Source organism: Lysobacter sp. A286 (assembly GCF_054052105.1).
Window position 1 is genome coordinate 137,663 of the sequence record NZ_JBSVRJ010000002.1, and the last position, 17,630, is coordinate 155,292.

Consider the following 17,630-nt stretch of genomic DNA (forward strand, 5'->3'; position numbering starts at 1 on the left):
TGACCTATGGTGCCTGCAGCGACGGGTGCAGGTTCGCCGCCAGTTGGCCTTTCGGCAGGCGGCCTTTCAGTCGCCAGCGTGCGTCTTGGGGCTCCAACTGGAGCTTCCAGTCGTGACTGGCATCAATGGCGGTCGGGAGGCGCCAGCCCAGTTCGCCCGGTTGCAACAGCAGCACCTGGTCGACGGCGGCACGGGTGGGGTGGATCAGGGTCAGCTGCAACGGTGCGGCACGGTCGAAGTCGCCACTGACCGGCAGCACCTCGATGAATGCCTGCTCGGTGTCGATGCGCACGATCGCGCTGAGCTTCTCCTGTTGCGCGATCGCATCCGGCCCCAGGTCGGCGGTCTGGATCTGCGCGGTACGCGATACGGTATCGATGACCTGGTCGCTGTAGCCCTCGCCACTGGCGATGAAAATCATCACCACGCTGGCCAACACGACCACAGTCGGCAACGCGATTACCAGCCAGACGATCGGCTGGCGCCAGGGCGACCGGCTGACCTCGGGGGACTCGTCGGCGGCGGGTTGGTCACGGCGGGGGGAATCGGGTGTGCTCATTACTGGGGTCCAAAGAAACTGCTGTCTACGATTTCACGGGTACTGCCGTCGGCCGATTCGATGACGAATCGCAGGTCGTGGCGACCGGTGATGGTGGCCGGCGCGGTAACGGCCAACGGTAGTGACACCACCTCGGCGGCTCCGGCTTTCACGCTCTGCGGGCCGCTGCGCAAGACCATCCCGCCGGTGGCCGCATCCAGGCTCACACGGTACTCCTGCGGCTGGTTGGTCTTGTTGACCAGCTTGAGCGTGTAGCCGTTTTCGATACCGTCGCTGACCTCGCGGTACAGCGCGTTGCGGTCACGCAATACGTCGGCGATCAAGGGGCTGCGGGTGGCAACGCCCCAGCCCCAGCCGACCACCAGCACCAGCAGCAGCGCCGCATACACGAACACCCGCGGGCGCAGGATCCGGGTCGGCTTGCCATCAATGGCGTTCTGGGTGGAATAGCGGATCAGGCCACGCGGGTAGCCCATCTTGTCCATGACATCGTCGCAGGCGTCGATGCACGCACCGCAGGCGATGCAGTCGTATTGCAGGCCGTTGCGGATGTCGATGCCGGTTGGGCAGACCTGCACGCACATGGTGCAGTCGATGCAGTCGCCGGCGGTGTCGGTTTCCGGCCGGGTCAACGGGTGATCCAGGCTGGCGGTAAATGCCGCGTCGTTGGCCAGGCCCGCGTCTTCGCGCGCCTCCACCATGGCGTTTCCGGCCGCGTCGTGGCCGCTGGCGCGGAATACCAGCTCATAGGCAAGCGCCTTGTCGAGCAGGCCGCGGCCGCGGGAGATGACATCGCCCAATCCGCGCCGGCGCGGGCCACGCGGCTCGCCGCGCATCGGGTCGTACGCGATGATCATCGTGTCGCGATCGAACATCGCACTTTGGAAGCGCGCGTACGGACACATGTACTTGCACACCTGCTCGCGCAGGAAGCCCGCATTGCCCAGGGTGGCCCCGGCGTAGAACAGCACCCAGAACGTCTCCCAGCCATTCCAGTCGAACGGCATGGTCCGTTCTGCCAGGCTGACGATCGGGGTGAAGAAGCCTACGAAGGTGAAGCCGGTCCAGAGCGCGAAAGTCAGCCACAGCACGTGCTTAGAGCCCTTGCGCAGGATTTTGTCGCGGTTCCACGGGCCGGCATCGAGCTTGATCCGCTTGGCTCGGTCGCCCTCGGTCCAGCGCTCCATCCACAGGAACACTTCCGTCCACACCGTCTGCGGGCACGCATAGCCGCACCAGACCCGGCCGGCGAGCGCGGTCACGAAGAACAACACCAGCGCCAGGATGATCAGCAGCATCGCCAGGAAGGTGAAGTCCTGCGGCCAGAAGGTCAGCCCGAAGATATGGAACTGGCGCGCGGGCAAGTCGAACAGCACCGCCTGGCGGCCATCCCATTGCAGCCACGGAAAGACGTAATACATGCCCAGCAGCCAGAACACCGAGATCTTGCGCAACCGGTCGAGTGGACCCGATACATCCCGCGGGTACACCTTGCTGTCCTTGGAGTAGGTCGAAAAACCCCCACCATCCAGCAAATCGATGTCAATTTTCTTGCTCACCGCGAAACTTCTACTCCCGGGGTAATGATTTGTTGAAGCGGCTCGGCGGACGCAGCAGTAGCCAGGTGAACAGGCTGGAGGATGCCGTTGCCAGCCAGAACATCAGGCCACCGATCGTGTAGCCCAGACCGCGGTTGATCGTCAGGTGCGGGAAGGTCATCTCGCACAGTTCCAACGGGTCGACGAAGGCGAAAAACACCATCGTCGCCACGCAGGCGGCAAAGAAGCTGGGCCAGAGAATGGCGCCGACCCGCTGCACCATCGGACGCGGCGGGTGGTCGATCGGTGGCGGCGCCGGCACCCTCACAATGCCTCGCTTGACGCCGGGGCGGAGTCGCCGGCAGTTGCGGGCGGGTTGGACAACGACCAGACATAGCTGGCTACCAGACGCGTGCGGGTTTCACCCAGCAAGTCGCGGTGCGCCGGCATGACGCCATGGCGTCCGTTGACGATGGTCTCGCGCAGGCTGGCGTTGCTGTCGCCGTACATCCAGTAGTTGTCGGTCAGGTCCGGGGACCCCAGCTCGATATTGCCCTTGCCTTCCACGCCATGGCAGGCGACACAGACGCCGTCGTAGAGCTTCTTGCCTTGCGCGGCCAGGTAGTTGTTCTGTACCGACTGGTCGGGCGTGCCAAGTACGCGCACGTAGGCGATCACGTAGTCGACCGCGTTGTCCCCGCCCATGCCGGTCAATACCTTGCCCCATGGCGGCATCACCCCGTCGCGACCATCCAGCACGGTCTGCAGGACCTGCTCCGGCGCTCCGCCCCAGTGCCAGATGTCGTCACTCAGGTTGGGGTAGCCGATGGCGCCCCGCGCGGACGAACCGTGGCAGGTGGCGCAGGTGTTGGCGAAGATCGACCGACCAAGCTCCCGCGCGACCGGATCGGCGGCGAGTTGGTCGATCGGCAGGCCATTGTAGGGACGGAAAGTCTCGTCAAGCGTCGCATCCCAGACCTTCTTGTCCTGGGCATGCTCGCCCTGCGAGCTCCAGCCGCTGATGCCCTCGTAGTTGCCCAGACCGCCGTACCAGACCAGGTAACCGATGCCGAAGGCGATGGAGATGAAAAAGCCCTGGATCCACCAACGCGGCATCGGCTTGTTGTATTCGGTGATGTCCTCGTCCCAGTAATGACTGGTCTCCTCCGGCTTGGGGTCGCCGGGCCGACGTTTGGACGTCCACCACAGCAACCAGACCACGCCAAGGATGTTGAGCGCGGTAAGAGCGATGAGGTACCACGACCAGCCAGTGCTCATGGGCGTGGCTCCACTGGGTTTTCGTTTTCGTTGTCGTTGTTGCCGTCAGCGTCGTGCCTGGTATCGCTGGGCGTGTCGTCCAGGGCCAGGCGTGCGGTGGCGTCGAATGCCTGCTTGTGCTCCGGTAGCCACGCCCAATAGCAGATGGCGAGGAACAGCAACATCAAGGCGACGGTGATGATTCCAGAAAGCATGGCTCAGCCTCCCTTCGGGCCGTGGATGCCCAGGCCTTGCAGATAGGCCACCACGGCGTCCAGCTCGTTCTTGCCGGCAACGTCTTCCGCGGCCTGCTCGATCTGCTCATCGGTGTAGGGATCGCCCAGTCGCTGCAGGGTCTTCATGCGGCCGGCGATGTCCGCACCGTCCACGGCGGTTGTCTCCAGCCATGGGAACGCCGGCATGTTGGACTCGGGCACCACCGCACGCGGGTCAATCAGGTGGACCCGGTGCCAGTCGTCGGAATAACGCCCGCCGATCCGGGCCAGGTCCGGGCCGGTACGCTTGGAGCCCCATTGGAACGGGCGGTCGTAGACCGACTCGCCAGCCAGCGAATAGTGGCCGTAGCGTTCGGTCTCGAAACGAAGCGTACGGATCATCTGCGAGTGGCAGTTGTAGCAACCTTCGCGGACATAGACATCGCGTCCGGCCAGTTCCAGTGCGGGATACGGCTCGACCCCGGGCAGCGGCTCGATCGCTTCGGCCTGATACATCATCGGCACGATCTCGGCCAGGCCGCCCAATGACACGGCAACCGCAGTCAAGATGGCCAGCAGGGCGATGTTTTTTTCTACTTTTTCGTGACCAAAACTCATTTCTTCGTCCTCAGCCGCGCGCCGCAGTCGGGTGCGGTGCCAGTACCGGATGGTTTGCCAACGCACGCACGCTCTGATGGGTGCGCCACAGGTTCCAGGCCATCAGGCAGGTGCCGGCCAGGATCATCAGTCCGCCCAGCAGGCGGCCCAGGTAGTACGGGTAGGTCGCGCTGAGCGCTTCCACGAAGCTGTAGGTCAAGGTGCCGTCGGCGTTGGTGGCGCGCCACATCAGGCCCTGGGTGATGCCGGCGATCCACATCGAGGCGATATAGAACACCACGCCCATGGTGTGCAGCCAGAAATGGCCGTCGATCATCTTGGTCGAGTACATTTTGGTGGCACCGATCAGCCTCGGGTACAGGCAGTAGACCGAGCCGAACGAGATCATCGCTACCCAGCCCAGGGTGCCGGCGTGGACGTGGCCAATGGTCCAGTCGGTGTAGTGGCTGAGCGAGTTGACGGTCTTGATCGACAGCAACGGGCCTTCGAAGGTCGCGATCATGTAGAAACTGATGGCGACGATCAGGAATTTCAGGATCGGGTCGGTGCGCAGCTTGTGCCATACCCCCGACATGGTCAGCAGCCCGTTCATCGCGCCGCCCCAACTGGGGGCGAGCAGGATCACCGAGAACACCATGCCGACCGACTGCGCCCAGTCGGGCAGGGCGGTGTAGTGCAGATGGTGCGGCCCGGCCCACATATAGACCGAAATCAGTGCCCAGAAATGCACGATCGACAGCCGGTAGGAGTAGATCGGCCGCTGCGCCTGCTTGGGCACGAAGTAGTACATCATTGCCAGGTAGCCGACGGTCAGCAGGAACGCCACCGCGTTGTGGCCGTACCACCACTGCGCCATCGCATCGACCGCGCCGCTGTAGATGGGGTAGGACTTGGTCAGGCTGGCCGGCAGCACCAGGTTGTTGACCACGTGCAGGAAGCCCACGCCGATGATGTAGGCGCCGTAGAACCAGTTGGCGACATAGATGTGCTTGACCCGGCGCTTGGCGATGGTGCGGAAGAACAGCCAGCCGTACGCGACCCAGACCAGTGCGATCAGGATGTCCAGCGGCCATTCCAGCTCGGCGTATTCCTTGCTCTGGGTGATGCCCAGCGGCAGGGTGATCACCGCGCCGACCATTGCCGCCTGCCAGCCCCAGAACACGAAGCTGGCCAGCTTGTCGGAGACCAGCCGGACATGGCAGGTGCGCTGGACGACGTACAGGCTGGTGGCGAACAGCACCGAGCCGCCGAAGGCGAAGATCACCCCGTTGGTGTGCAGCGGCCGCAGCCGGCCGTAGCTCAGCCAGGGGGTGTCGAAGTTCAGCGCCGGCCAGTACAGCTGGGCGGCGATGAACACACCGACCGCCATGCCGACAATGCCCCAGACCATGGTCGCGACCACGAACTGGTGGACCACCTTGTCGTTGTAGTAACCGCGGGGCGCGGCCAGCGCGGAATCACCGGTGTCAGCCGGCATTGCCACGGCATCGTCATGCACAGACATTCAGGAGACCTTCCATTTTATAAGCATGTATTTTCCCCGGGATCAGCGTGTGGATAGTTGATCTGGGTCAATTGGGTGGGGCGGGACTACGGTCATGGCTGTGCAGGCGATCACGTTCGATCCGTGTGGATCGATGACGGGAATGCCTGCTCAGCGCGTTGGCCATGTGTTTGCCGTCCAGTTCAGACGGGCTCGAGCCAAGGGTTGGCACCGCGATTGTAGATGATCACACCGGGGGAAGCCGAGGATACGGGGGCGCCTCATGGCGTCGTCTCCCGCACGGCAGCCGGTGCCGGTGCCGGTTCTGGCTGCCGCGACCCGCCGAGGCGAATGCGCCGCAGCCAGCGATGGCGCAGCCATACCGCGACGGTCATCACCAGCAGGAACATGGTGTAGGCGCACATGGTGGCGACCACCTGTTTCCACATGCCGCCGTGCATCGCAGTGGCGTCGTTGAAGCCCCAATACATCCCGTACGCGGCCAGGCCGGTGGCGATTACCAGGCTGGTGGCATCGAACAGTTTTCGCGCCCGTGTACGCGGCTGCCGGGGGTAGACCCAGAACAGCACCGCGAGGATCGAAAACCACGGTACGAACAGGATCAGGGCAAGGTTGAGTTCGACTAGCGGGTTCATCGGCGGTCGTCCCCCGTCGGGGCTCCAGTCATGGGACATCCAGTTCAGCGGGTCTCAGGATAGGGCGACCGGATCAGTTGGCGTAGACTCAAAAATCGACCAAATGACCGTATCAGATGACTCCGTTCAGTTCCGCCGAGCTTTGCCGGAATTTTGGCTAGGGCCATCGGGAGTTGCGATGACGCTGTATCAGACGCTTGCCGACGACATTGCCGAATCGATCCACGAGGGCCTGCTGGAACCCGGCGACCGGCTGCAGTCGGTGCGCCAGGCCAGTGCGGCGCGCAAGGTCAGTCCAGCGACCGTCTTCCAGGCCTATTACCTCCTCGAAGCCCGTGGCCTGGTGGAGTCGCGGCCGCGTTCGGGCTACTACGTCACTCGCGCCGCCGTCATGCGGCCACCGGAGGCGGACTTGTCTTCGCAGCCGGATGGCGAGTCGCGCGCGGTGGACGTCAGCGATCTGGTGTTCCAGGTGCTGGAATCCTCGATGACCCGCGACGTCGTGCCCCTGGGGTCGGCGTTCCCCAGCCCACTGCTGTTTCCGCTGGATCGTATCGGCCGGATGCTGGCGTCCGCCGCGACCCACCTGGATCCGTGGAGCACGGTTGACGACCTGACCCCGGGCAACGCCGAGCTGCGGCGGCAGATCGCGTTGCGCTACCTGCTGGCCGACATGCACGTGGGCGCCGACGAGATCGTGATCACCAACGGCGCGATGGAAGCGCTGAACCTCTGCATCGGCGCGGTGACCGAACCCGGCGATGCGGTGCTGGTTGAATCGCCGTGTTTCTACGCGACCTTGCAGATGCTGCAACGGATGCGCCTGCGCGCGATCGAGGTGCCGACCCATCCGCGTGAAGGCATCGACCTGGCGGCGATGGAGGTGGCGATCGCCCGCCATTCGCCGAGCGCATGCTGCCTGATGAGCAGCTTCCAGAACCCGCTTGGGGCGAGCATGCCGGAGGATCACAAGCGCGCGCTGGTGGAATTGCTGGCGCGTCACCGGATCCCGCTGGTCGAGGATGACGTCTACGCCGAGTTGTACTTTGATACGCAGCGGCCGCTGCCGGCCAAGGCCTTCGACCGGGAAGGCCTGGTGCTGCATTGCTCCTCGTTCTCCAAGAGCCTGGCACCGGGTTACCGGATCGGCTGGGCCGCGCCGGGCCGCTTTGCCCGGCGGGTCGCCCGTCGCAAGCTGACCACCACCTTGAACACCAACGTGCCCACCCAGGCGGCGCTGGCGCAGTATCTGCAACGCGGTGGTTTCGATCGCCACCTGCGGCGCCTGCGCAAGACCCTGGCGGAGCAGCAGGCGGACTATCTGGAAGCGATAGCGCGGCATTTCCCGCGCGGCACGCGGGTGCCACGGCCGGCTGGCGGATATTTCCTGTGGTTGGAATTGCCCCAGGGCGCGGACGCGCTGGCGATCCAGCAACGCGCCGCCGCACTGGGTATCAGCATCGCACCGGGGCCGATGTTTTCCGCCAGCCGCGGCTTCGGCCACTGCCTGCGCCTCAATTGCGGACATCCGCTGGATGCGCGCGTGCACTCGGCGCTGGCGACGTTGGGGCGACTGGCGGGTTGAGCGCGCGCGCAGTGAGCACGGGCGGAACAGTGTCCCGGGCAGTCGACCGAGCAGCTTGAGCCGTCGCAACATTACGGCCATCCGCCGACGGGCCGGGGTTACGGCATAGATACGCATCCGTATGGAAATCAGTCATTGATGCGCGTCAATACATTTTTTACGCCAAACCGGCAAAATCCATGGTTTCCCCTGTTGCGTGAACACATGACTCGACCTTCTTCGTTCGATTACGAGCAGTTGCTGGCCTGCGGCCGTGGCGAGATGTTCGGCCCCGGCAACGCGCGCCTGCCTGCTCCGCCGATGCTCATGTTCGATCGCATCACCCAGATCACCACCGACGGCGGCAAGTACGGAAAGGGCTTTGTTCGCGCCGAAATGGATATCCGTCCCGACCTGTGGTTCTTCCCTTGCCACTTCGAGAACGATCCGGTCATGCCCGGTTGCCTAGGCTTGGATGCGATGTGGCAGCTGTGCGGTTTCTACCTGCCGTGGCTGGGTGCGCCTGGCCGCGGCCGTGCGCTGGGCGTGGGCCAGGTCAAGTTCAGTGGCCAGGTGCTGCCGGACGCAAAACTGGTGACGTACGAGCTGGATATCCGCCGGGTCATGCGCGGTAAGCTGGAGCTGGTCATCGCCGACGGACGGACCCTGGTCGACGGCCGCGAGATCTATAATGCGTCCGACCTGCGGGTTGGATTGTTTACCTCAACGGAGGGTTTCTGAGCATGGCGCATGCATCCGACCGACGCGTAGTCGTCACCGGGATGGGCGTGGTTTCGTGCCTGGGCAATGACTTGGCCAGCGTTTCCGATTCGCTGCGCGACAGCCGTCCGGGCATCCGTTTCATCCCCGAATATGCCGAGCTGGGGTTGCGCAGCCAGGTGGCTGGCGAGCCGCAGATCGACCTGACCGAACAGATCGACCGCAAGCTCAAGCGCTTCATGGGCGATGCCGCCGGTTTCGCCTACGTCGCGATGCGCGATGCGATTGCCCAGGCGGGCCTGAGCGACGAGCAGGTACACGACGTGCGCACCGGGCTGATTGCCGGTTCCGGCGGCGGCTCGCCGCAATGGCAGATTGAAACCGGCGACCTGCTGCGCAACCGCGGCGTGCGCAAGGTCGGCCCGTACATGGTGCCGCGCACGATGGGCTCCACGGTGTCAGCGACCTTGTCGACGGCGTTCGGCATCCGTGGCCTGAGCTATTCGATTTCCGCCGCTTGCGCGACTTCGGCCCATTGCATCGGCGCCGGCGCCGACCTGATCCGCCATGGCGCGCAGGACGTGATCATTGCCGGCGGCGGCGAGGAGCTGCATTGGGGCATGACCGCCCAGTTCGACGCGATGGGCGCACTGTCGACCAAGCACAACGAGACACCGCTGACCGCATCGCGCCCGTACGATATCGCCCGCGACGGCTTCGTCATCGCCGGCGGTGGCGGCATGCTGGTGCTGGAGGAGTACGAGCACGCCAAGGCGCGCGGCGCGAACATCCTTGCCGAGCTCGTCGGTTACGGCGTGACCTCCGACGGCGTCGACATGGTGGCCCCGTCCGGCGAAGGCGCGGTGCGCTGCATGCAGATGGCGCTGGCAGGGTTCGGCGGCCGGGAGGTTGGCACGATCGACTACCTCAACACGCACGGCACCTCGACCCCGCTGGGTGATGTGGTCGAGCTGCAATCGGTGCGCAACGTCTTTGGCGACAAGGTGCCGCCGTTGTCCTCGACCAAGGCGCTCAGCGGCCACTCACTCGGTGCGGCCAGCGTGCATGAGGCGATCTACTGTCTGTTGATGATGCAGGGCGGCTTCATGGCCGGCTCCGCCAACATCGAGAACCTGGACCCGAAGGTCGAAGGCTTCCCGATCGTGCGCGAGAGCCGCGCCGCGACGCTGGACACGGTGATGTCGAACAGCTTCGGCTTTGGCGGCACCAACGGCACCCTGGTGTTCGCGCGGGTGTGACGAAGGGCCGCTGCGGCGGCTGCGACTGATGATTGATGCAGGCGCGTCGTCCGGAAGGGCGGCGCGTTTTGCTTTGGGGAGAGCTACAGAAGCGCGCCGACGTGCACTTGGCCGTGACGGACCTGGACTGGGTCATCATCGAACTGACCGGAGGCGACACCCCGGTCGGCGAGTCCGTGCAACGCCTGGCAAGCGTGTGAGCGGGGGCGGCCCGGTACTCGTCAACAGCGAACGCTGTTTCGATGGGAAATGCAACGCGTACCAACTCAACCTCGCCTGATCCAGGCGCTATGGCATGTTTGGGTCCGGTTGTCCTTGATGGCCGTCACACGTTATCATGTTGGGCTATTAGCCCCAGCCCTTAGCAGGCTGTGGTGCCAGCAGGGGATTCCGTAGATCCGATGGAACACCGACCCCGACGGGGTCTAGTCGCGGTCGTAATCGATGCATTACCTCCCAACGCGCGGCGGCTACAGCCATGGCCAGCTGCTGGGAGGAGTGCGGGCTGCCGGCGGCTACTCCAACCGTTTTGCGAGCTATCGAGAGGACGCGTCAAATGAACAATATCCACACAAGCGGCGGTACAGTCCAGCCCACCGGCGCTGAGAATGGCTTGAGGTTGTCCACTCTGGCGTCGGCCATTGCCTCGTTGCTGGCGCTGGCAGGGACGGTCGCCGCGCCCGCCTTCGCCCAGGATGCTTTCAGTTGGGTCGCGACCGACGTTGGCGGTAGCAGCGCCACCATAAGCGATGGCGGTACCGTCAGCTTCGAGGGCGACGACAACATCACGGTGGAACAGACCGGCGATGACGATGCTGCCGTAATCGCGATCACGCTCGACCGCGACCTGGATGTGGACAGTGTGACTGCAGGCCCGGCCGTGCTTGACAGCACTGGCCTGACGATCATCGGCGGGCCGAGCGTCACCACTACCGGCATCAACGCCGGAAGTCACGCAATCACTAATGTCTCCGACGGCACCGCGAGCCATCATGCGGTGAATCTGGGGCAGCTTGATACCGTGCGCACCGATGCGTTCGGCGCCGCGCAGACGGCCGCCAACGCCGCCGCCGCCGCGCAGGCCACAGCCGATGCGGCCTCCACCGCCGCCGGTGCCGGTTGGAATGTCTCCGACGGCACCAGCGACGCCAACATCGGCCCGGATGGCGCCGTGGCCTTCACCGGTGACGACAACATCGATGTCGCGCTGAGCGGCACCGATGACAATGGCGCGGTTGCCATCACGCTGGATCGCGACCTCGAGCTGGACAGCGTGACTGCCGACAGCGTGACTACCGGTAATGCGCAGTTGGACAACACCGGCTTGACGATCACCGGTGGTCCGAGCGTGACGGCTGCCGGCATCGATGCCGGCGGCAGCAAGATCACCAATGTCGCGGCGGGTGACCTGACCGCGACCAGCACAGACGCGGTCACGGGCGGGCAGATTTTCGACCTGTTTATTGAAGAAGGCGCCGGTGGCGTCAGGTACTTCCACGCCAAATCGGCGCAGCCCGACTCCGAGGCGGAGGGCGATGAGTCCATCGCCATCGGGCCCAACACCGTGTCCGCAGGCGACAGCAGCTTCGCCGCCGGTGACGGTGCGACCACCACCGAAACCGCCGAGGGCGCCATCGCCCTGGGTCAGGGTGCCACCGCTGGGACCGTGGACGCAGTGAGCGTAGACGGCGATGGCGTGGGCTCCATCGCCATCGGCCGCGACAGCCAGGCTGCGGGCAACAGCACGCTGGCAGTTGGTGACGGCGCCAGCGTGGAGTCCGAGTATGTGACCGGCGCGATGGCGCTGGGCACCGGCGCCCGGGTCACCGGCCAGTTGAGCCAGCAGGCCACAGCGGTGGGCTCCAATGCGCACGCCAGCGCGGCCAATGCCACGGCGCTGGGCGCCGCTGCGCAGGCTTCCGGCGGTGGCAGCATCGCCGTCGGCCAGGCCCATGCGGCCGGGGGCAGTGCCCTCGCGGCGGGTGACGGCGCCTATGCCGGTACCACGCGTGGCATCGCATTGGGTAGTGGCGCAGGCGTCGGGACCGAAGGCAACGTGGCCGGTGACCGTACCGACCATATCGCCATCGGTACCAACTCCGGGCAGAACGTGGCCGGCAACCAGAGTACCGCGATCGGTTACGGAGCAGGCCAGGGCGTGGTGGGCGACGACAACGTCGCACTCGGTACCCAAGCTGGCGGAAGCCTGACCGGAAACAACAATATCTCCATCGGTACCGGAGCCAACGATGGCGCAGGAGCCAGGGCGCAAGCTGTTGCGATCGGTGACAGGACCCGGGCGGGTACCAATTCCGTGGCGCTTGGCAGTGGAGCCCAGGCCGAGGGCAGCGAGACGCTGGCGCTGGGCAAGGACTCGAGTGCAGGCGGAAATGGCGTTGCGGTAGGCGCCCACTCCACGGCCGAAGGCAGCAACATCGCGCTGGGCCGCAATTCGGCGGCGCAGATTTCCGACGTGAGTGGCAGTGGATACCTGACCGGCGCGGCCGCGCCCGGTAGCGCGGTATCCGTGGGCAATTCGAATCCCGGGGAGAATTTCCAGCGCCGCATTGTCAACGTGGCCGATGGTGCGCAGGGTTACGACGCGGTCAACGTACGCCAGCTGCAGGGTGCGCAGCAAGCCGTGGCGCAACTGGTCGGCGGCAACGTGACCGCAGAGCCGAACGGCAACTTCGGCGGCTATGTCATCGAACTGGAGGATAGTGACGGAGCCACGCATCAGTACACGACGGTTGCGGAGGCGATCAACGCGGTGTCGAGCGGAGCGATCAACGTTCTGCCCGGCGATGCCGTGATCTACAACTCCAACGGCACCATCACGGTAGCCGAGGGTGTGCTTGGTACCGATGCCGTCAATGTTGAACAGCTCAACCAGGCAGTCGCTGAGAATGGCGTGAAATACTTCAGCGCCAACACCATAATCGGTGCCAACAGGGCGAATGAAGGTGCTACCGGTACCGATGCCATGGCCATCGGCCCGGAGGCGGTTGCGGGTGCTACTTCGTCATTGGCGATCGGCCATGCTGCTTCCGTTGACGTCGGTGCACACAACGGCGTGGCCATCGGCCAAGGTGTCAATGCCAAGGCGGAAAACACAACCGTCATTGGCAATAGCGGAACCGCGGCCTACGACCAGGGCGGCGTGGCTATCGGCCAGGCGGCCGTCAGCAGGGGCCAGAACTCCATCGTCATGGGCACCGGCGCAGAGGCCGACCCCCAGTCGGGCGGCACGGTAGACAACGCCATCGTCATCGGTACGGTGGCCGAAGCTACCGCCGCGGACGGCATCGCCATCGGTCAGAGTGCGCTGGCATCCGCGGAGCGCGCCGTTGCCCAAGGCTACGATGCCCATGCCGAGGCTGCTGACTCCCAGGCCTTCGGTACGCGCGCGTATGCCAGCGGTGTGAACTCCCAGGCCAGCGGTACCGGCGCGCTGGCCAGTGGCAGCGATGCTATCGCCACCGGAACCAACTCGCGCGGCTACGCCACTGACGGCATTGCCATGGGCACCGGCGCGGTAGTCGGCTACGCCAGCCCCTTGCCGGGTGAGGAAACTCGCAACCTCAACGGTATTGCCATTGGCAGTAGCGCGCTCGCCAATGATCGAAATGCGATGGCGATGGGCGTCGGTGCCGATGCCACCGCCGAGTCCGCGACCGCGATCGGCGACGGTGCCGAGGCCACCGCCGCTGACGCGCTGGCAGTCGGTACTGCCGCACGTGCCACAGCAGAGAACGCCTCGGCCTTCGGCCAGGGCGCACAGGCCACGCACCAGGGTTCTGTGGCGCTGGGCAGCGGCGCCGCCACCACGGCAGCGATCGGCACCGCCAGCAGCATGATTGACAACGTGACCTACACCTACGCAGGCGCCGCGCCGGTGGCGACCGTCAGCGTCGGCGACGTGGGCCAGGAGCGCACCATCACCAACGTCGCCGCCGGCCGAGTCAGCGCCACCAGCACCGACGCCATCAACGGCAGCCAGTTGTACCAGACCAATACGGCTGTGACCGCGCTGGGTGGGAATTTGGATGAAGCTGGGCGTAGCGTTGCCGCCGCGCTGGGCGGCACTTCGTCCTACAACCCGGTTACCCATGAAGTGACCGCGGGCCTGTTGGTGCAGGGCAACAACTACAGCAACGTGCAGGACGCCCTGATCTACGTGGGCCAGGGTTGGGATGTGAGCGCCAACGGCGAGGCTGTTGGTGCCAACGTCGCGCCGGGCAGCTCGGTCGACTTCGCCAACACCGACCGCAACATCGAGATCAGCCGCGACGGCACCGATCTGGTGTTCGAGTTGGCTGACGAAATCGAAGTGGACCGCTTGACCGCCGGTGACACCGTGGTCGACGGCACCGGCGTTACCGTCGGTGACAACGTGCACCTGGGCGACACCGGTCTGGTGATCGACGGCGGCCCGAGCGTGACCATGGGCGGCATTAATTCCGGTGGCAGCGTGATCAGCAACGTGGGGCCAGGCGCGGTCGGCACCGATGCGGTGAACGTGAACCAGCTCACCCAACTGGCCGACACCCCGCTGACGTTTGCGGGCGATGCCGGCACGAACGTCGAGCGCCTGCTCGGTGAGACGGTGAACCTGGTCGGCGGCGCGCTCGACGAAACCGCGCTGACCGAAGGCAACATCGGCGTAGTCGCCGACGGCAGCGACACCTTGGAGATCAAGCTCAACAAGGATATCGACCTGGGTACGGACGGCAGCGTTGCGATCGGCGATACGGCGCTCGACAACGGCGGCCTGACAGTGACCGATGCCGCCGGCAACGTGACCAACGTTGCGGCGGACGGCACCACGGTGACCGACGGTGCTGGCAACAGCACGACAGTGGGTGCCGGCACGGTGGCTGTGACCGACGCAGATGGCACGACGACGATCGGCGGCAGCCAGATTACGGTCGGTGGTAGCAGCCCGATCATGATCGACGGAGATGCCGGCACCATCGGCGGCCTGACTAACACTACCTTCGACCCGGACAGCTACACCAGCGGCCAAGCGGCGACCGAGGACCAGCTCAAGCAGGTCAGTGATGCGGTCACCGCCGGTTGGAACGTGACCGACCTCGACGGCAATGCCGCAAACATCGGCCCGAACGGCGAAGTGCAGTTTGTGGGAGACAACAACATCGCTGTGGCGCAGACCGGACTGGACGACGAAGGCGTGGTGGAGTTCACGCTCAATCGCGACCTGGACGTGGACAGCCTGACTGCCGGCGAGACGGTGGTGGATACCGATGGCGTGCGGGTCGGCGACGACGTGACGCTGGGCGACACCGGTCTGGTGATTGATGGCGGTCCGAGCGTGACCATGACCGGCATCGATGCCGGCAACCTGGTGATCACCAACGTGGCCCCGGGCGAGGTCAGCCAGACCAGCACCGACGCGATCAACGGCAGCCAGCTGCACGGGATGGGCGACTCGATCACCACGATCATCGGCGGCAATGCCGATCTCAACCCGGATGGCACCCTCACCACCAGCGACATCGGCAACACCGGTCACGACAACATCCACGATGCGATCGACTCGGTGAACACCGCGGCCAATGCTGGTTGGAACGTAACCGATACCGACGGCAACACGGCCAATATCGGTCCCGACGGCCAGGTGACGTTCGAAGGCGACAACAACATCAGTGTGGCGCAGACCGGCCTCGACCAGGATGGCGTGGTGGAAATCACGCTCAACGAGGATATCGACCTGGGTGTGGACGGCAGTGTTGCGATCGGCGACACCGCGCTCGACAACGACGGCCTGACAGTGGATGACGGCGCCGGTAACGTGACCAACGTTGCGGCGGGCGGCACCACGGTAGCCGACGGTGCTGGCAACAGCACGACGGTGGGTGCGGGCGTGGCGTCTCTGACCAACGCAGATGGCACGACGATGATCGGCGGCAGCCAGATTGTGGTCGGCGGTACCAGCCCGGTCGTGATCGACGGCAACGCCGGCACCATCGGCGGCCTGGCCAACCAGACCATCGATTACCCGGGCTTCGCCGACGGCACCGGCCGCTCGGCCACGGAAGAGCAGCTGCAGGAAGTGTCCGACGTGGCCAACATGGGCTGGAACGTGTCGGTGGACGGCGAGGGCGCAGTGGCCGACAACAACGTCGGCCCCGCCGGCACGGTGGACTTCAGCAACGGCGACGGCAATGTCGAGATCAGCCGCGACGGGACCGATCTGACGGTCGACCTGGCCGACGACATCACGGTGGACAGCCTGACCACGGGCGATACCGTGGTCGATACCACCGGTGTGGCGGTGGGCGGCGACGTGCACCTTGGCAACACCGGCCTGGTGATCAACGGTGGTCCGAGCGTGACCATGTCCGGCATCAACGCCGGCAATCTGGTGATCACCAACGTCGCACCGGGCGAGGTCAGCGCGACCAGCACCGACGCCATCAACGGCAGCCAGCTGCACGGGATGGGCGACTCGATCACCACGATCATCGGCGGCAACGCCGAGCTCAACCCGGATGGCACCATCACCACCAGCGACATCGGTGGTACCGGTCACGACAACATCGACGATGCGATCCGCTCGGCCAACGATGCGGCCAACGCCGGCTGGACGGCGACCGATGCCAACGGCAATGACGCCAACATCGGCCCGAACGGCACGGTGAACTTCACCGGTGACGGCAACATCAGCGTGGCCCAAACCGGCGAGGACAACAGCGGTGAGATTGAAATCACGCTCAATCGTGACCTCGACGTGGACAGCATCACCGCCGGCGACACCGTGATTGATACCGACGGCGTGCGGGTTGGCGACAACGTGCACCTGGGCGACACCGGTCTGGTGATCGAAGGCGGCCCGAGCGTGACCGAGGACGGCATCGACGCCGGCGACAAGGTCATCAGCAACGTGGCGGCCGGCGTGGAAGATACCGATGCGGCCAACGTCGGCCAGATCCGTGAAGTCAACGAGTCCGTCCTGGACCTGGGCGACCGCATGGATGTGGTCGAAGGCGACGTGGGCGACCTGCAGGCCGGCGCGACCGGCCCGTTCCAGGTCAGCCAGGACGCGCCGGTCGTGGCCCCCACCCCGACCGGCGAGAACTCGGCGGCCGGCGGCAGCGGCGCGGAAGCGGCGGGTGCCAACAGCACTGCACTGGGCAACCAGGCCGTGGCCAGCGGTGACAACAGCACCGCGGTCGGCCAGGGCGCGCAGGCCACGCACGACAACAGCGTGGCACTGGGGCAGGGGTCGGCGACGACCGTGGGTGCCCAGTCCGGCTACGACGCCGCCTACGTCGGCAACAGCAGCTCGTCGGGCGAGGTCAACGTCGGCAACCGCACCGTCAGCGGTGTGGCCGCCGGGGTGGCCGACACTGACGCCGTCAACGTCAGCCAACTGCAGTCCGGCGTCTCGCACGCCGTCATCACCGCCAACAGCTACACCGACCAGCGGTTCAACCAGGTCCAGACCGACGTCTGGGATCTGAACACCCGGGTCGATGAGCTCGAACGCGACATCAACGCCGGTATTGCTACTGCGATGTCCCTGCGGCAGGCGCCGTACGTGGCGGGAGCGACTACCTACTACGCCGGCTTCGGTGCTTACAAGGGTGAGGGCGCAATGGGCGTGAGCCTGAGGCGCACGGCGGACAACGGGCGCTGGAGCCTGGAAGGTGGCTTCTCGGCCAACAGCGAAGGCACCGGTGGTTACGTCGGCCTGAGCGGCGTTCTGGGCGGGAAGTGACGCAGTGCCGACCCTCTCTC

Annotated in this window: 12 protein-coding genes; 4 read left to right on the plus strand and 8 right to left on the minus strand. The window is 65.4% G+C overall.

The genetic code is table 11. The features are described 5' to 3' along the window. Positions 1-4 precede the first annotated feature (4 nt). The 8 genes from ACW7G0_RS10865 to ACW7G0_RS10900 form a co-directional block, all read right to left on the minus strand. Complete coding sequence (locus ACW7G0_RS10865; protein WP_456989634.1) at positions 5-559, minus strand: FixH family protein; 555 nt, start codon at positions 557-559, stop codon at positions 5-7. Further along, positions 559-2,118: a 4Fe-4S dicluster domain-containing protein gene (locus ACW7G0_RS10870; RefSeq protein ID WP_456989635.1), complete on the minus strand. Its 1,560-nt coding sequence runs from the start codon at positions 2,116-2,118 to the stop codon at positions 559-561. The genes ACW7G0_RS10865 and ACW7G0_RS10870 overlap by 1 nt, the downstream gene beginning before the upstream one ends. A gap of 10 nt (positions 2,119-2,128) precedes the next feature. Next, a complete protein-coding gene (locus ACW7G0_RS10875) occupies positions 2,129-2,380 on the minus strand; it encodes a hypothetical protein (protein ID WP_456963416.1) in 252 nt (83 codons plus the stop codon). A gap of 41 nt (positions 2,381-2,421) precedes the next feature. Next, positions 2,422-3,375: a cytochrome-c oxidase, cbb3-type subunit III gene (ccoP, locus tag ACW7G0_RS10880; protein WP_456989636.1), complete on the minus strand. Its 954-nt coding sequence runs from the start codon at positions 3,373-3,375 to the stop codon at positions 2,422-2,424. Continuing rightward, the gene (locus ACW7G0_RS10885) at positions 3,372-3,569 is read right to left on the minus strand and encodes a cbb3-type cytochrome oxidase subunit 3 (RefSeq protein ID WP_456989637.1); all 198 of its coding nucleotides are present in this window, start codon (positions 3,567-3,569) and stop codon (positions 3,372-3,374) included. Before ACW7G0_RS10885 ends, ccoP begins: the two co-directional genes overlap by 4 nt. 3 nt (positions 3,570-3,572) lie before the next feature. Further along, entirely contained in the window at positions 3,573-4,187 is a 615-nt protein-coding gene (ccoO, locus tag ACW7G0_RS10890) for a cytochrome-c oxidase, cbb3-type subunit II (RefSeq protein ID WP_456989638.1), read from the minus strand. A 10-nt stretch (positions 4,188-4,197) separates the two neighbouring features. Continuing rightward, a complete protein-coding gene (gene ccoN / locus ACW7G0_RS10895; protein WP_456963417.1) occupies positions 4,198-5,664 on the minus strand; it encodes a cytochrome-c oxidase, cbb3-type subunit I in 1,467 nt (488 codons plus the stop codon). Positions 5,665-5,951: 287 nt separating this feature from the next. Then, on the minus strand, positions 5,952-6,326 hold the full coding sequence (locus ACW7G0_RS10900; protein ID WP_456989639.1) for a hypothetical protein: 375 nt from the start codon (positions 6,324-6,326) through the stop codon (positions 5,952-5,954). Between the two features lie 178 nt (positions 6,327-6,504). On the opposite strand from ACW7G0_RS10900, the gene ACW7G0_RS10905 reads away from it, so the two are divergent. From ACW7G0_RS10905 to ACW7G0_RS10920, 4 genes are all read left to right on the plus strand, one after another. After that, a complete protein-coding gene (locus ACW7G0_RS10905) occupies positions 6,505-7,911 on the plus strand; it encodes an aminotransferase-like domain-containing protein (RefSeq protein WP_456989640.1) in 1,407 nt (468 codons plus the stop codon). Positions 7,912-8,115: 204 nt separating this feature from the next. Further along, the gene (fabA, locus tag ACW7G0_RS10910; protein ID WP_456963259.1) at positions 8,116-8,631 is read left to right on the plus strand and encodes a 3-hydroxyacyl-[acyl-carrier-protein] dehydratase FabA; all 516 of its coding nucleotides are present in this window, start codon (positions 8,116-8,118) and stop codon (positions 8,629-8,631) included. 2 nt (positions 8,632-8,633) lie between these two features. Continuing rightward, positions 8,634-9,869, plus strand: coding sequence for a beta-ketoacyl-ACP synthase I (fabB, locus tag ACW7G0_RS10915; RefSeq protein ID WP_456989641.1), 1,236 nt, complete (start codon positions 8,634-8,636; stop codon positions 9,867-9,869). A 613-nt stretch (positions 9,870-10,482) separates the two neighbouring features. Next, positions 10,483-17,610 carry a hypothetical protein gene (locus ACW7G0_RS10920; RefSeq protein ID WP_456989642.1) on the plus strand — a complete coding sequence of 2,376 codons (7,128 nt, stop codon included), beginning with the start codon at positions 10,483-10,485 and terminating at the stop codon, positions 17,608-17,610. The last annotated feature ends 20 nt before the right edge of the window (positions 17,611-17,630 follow it).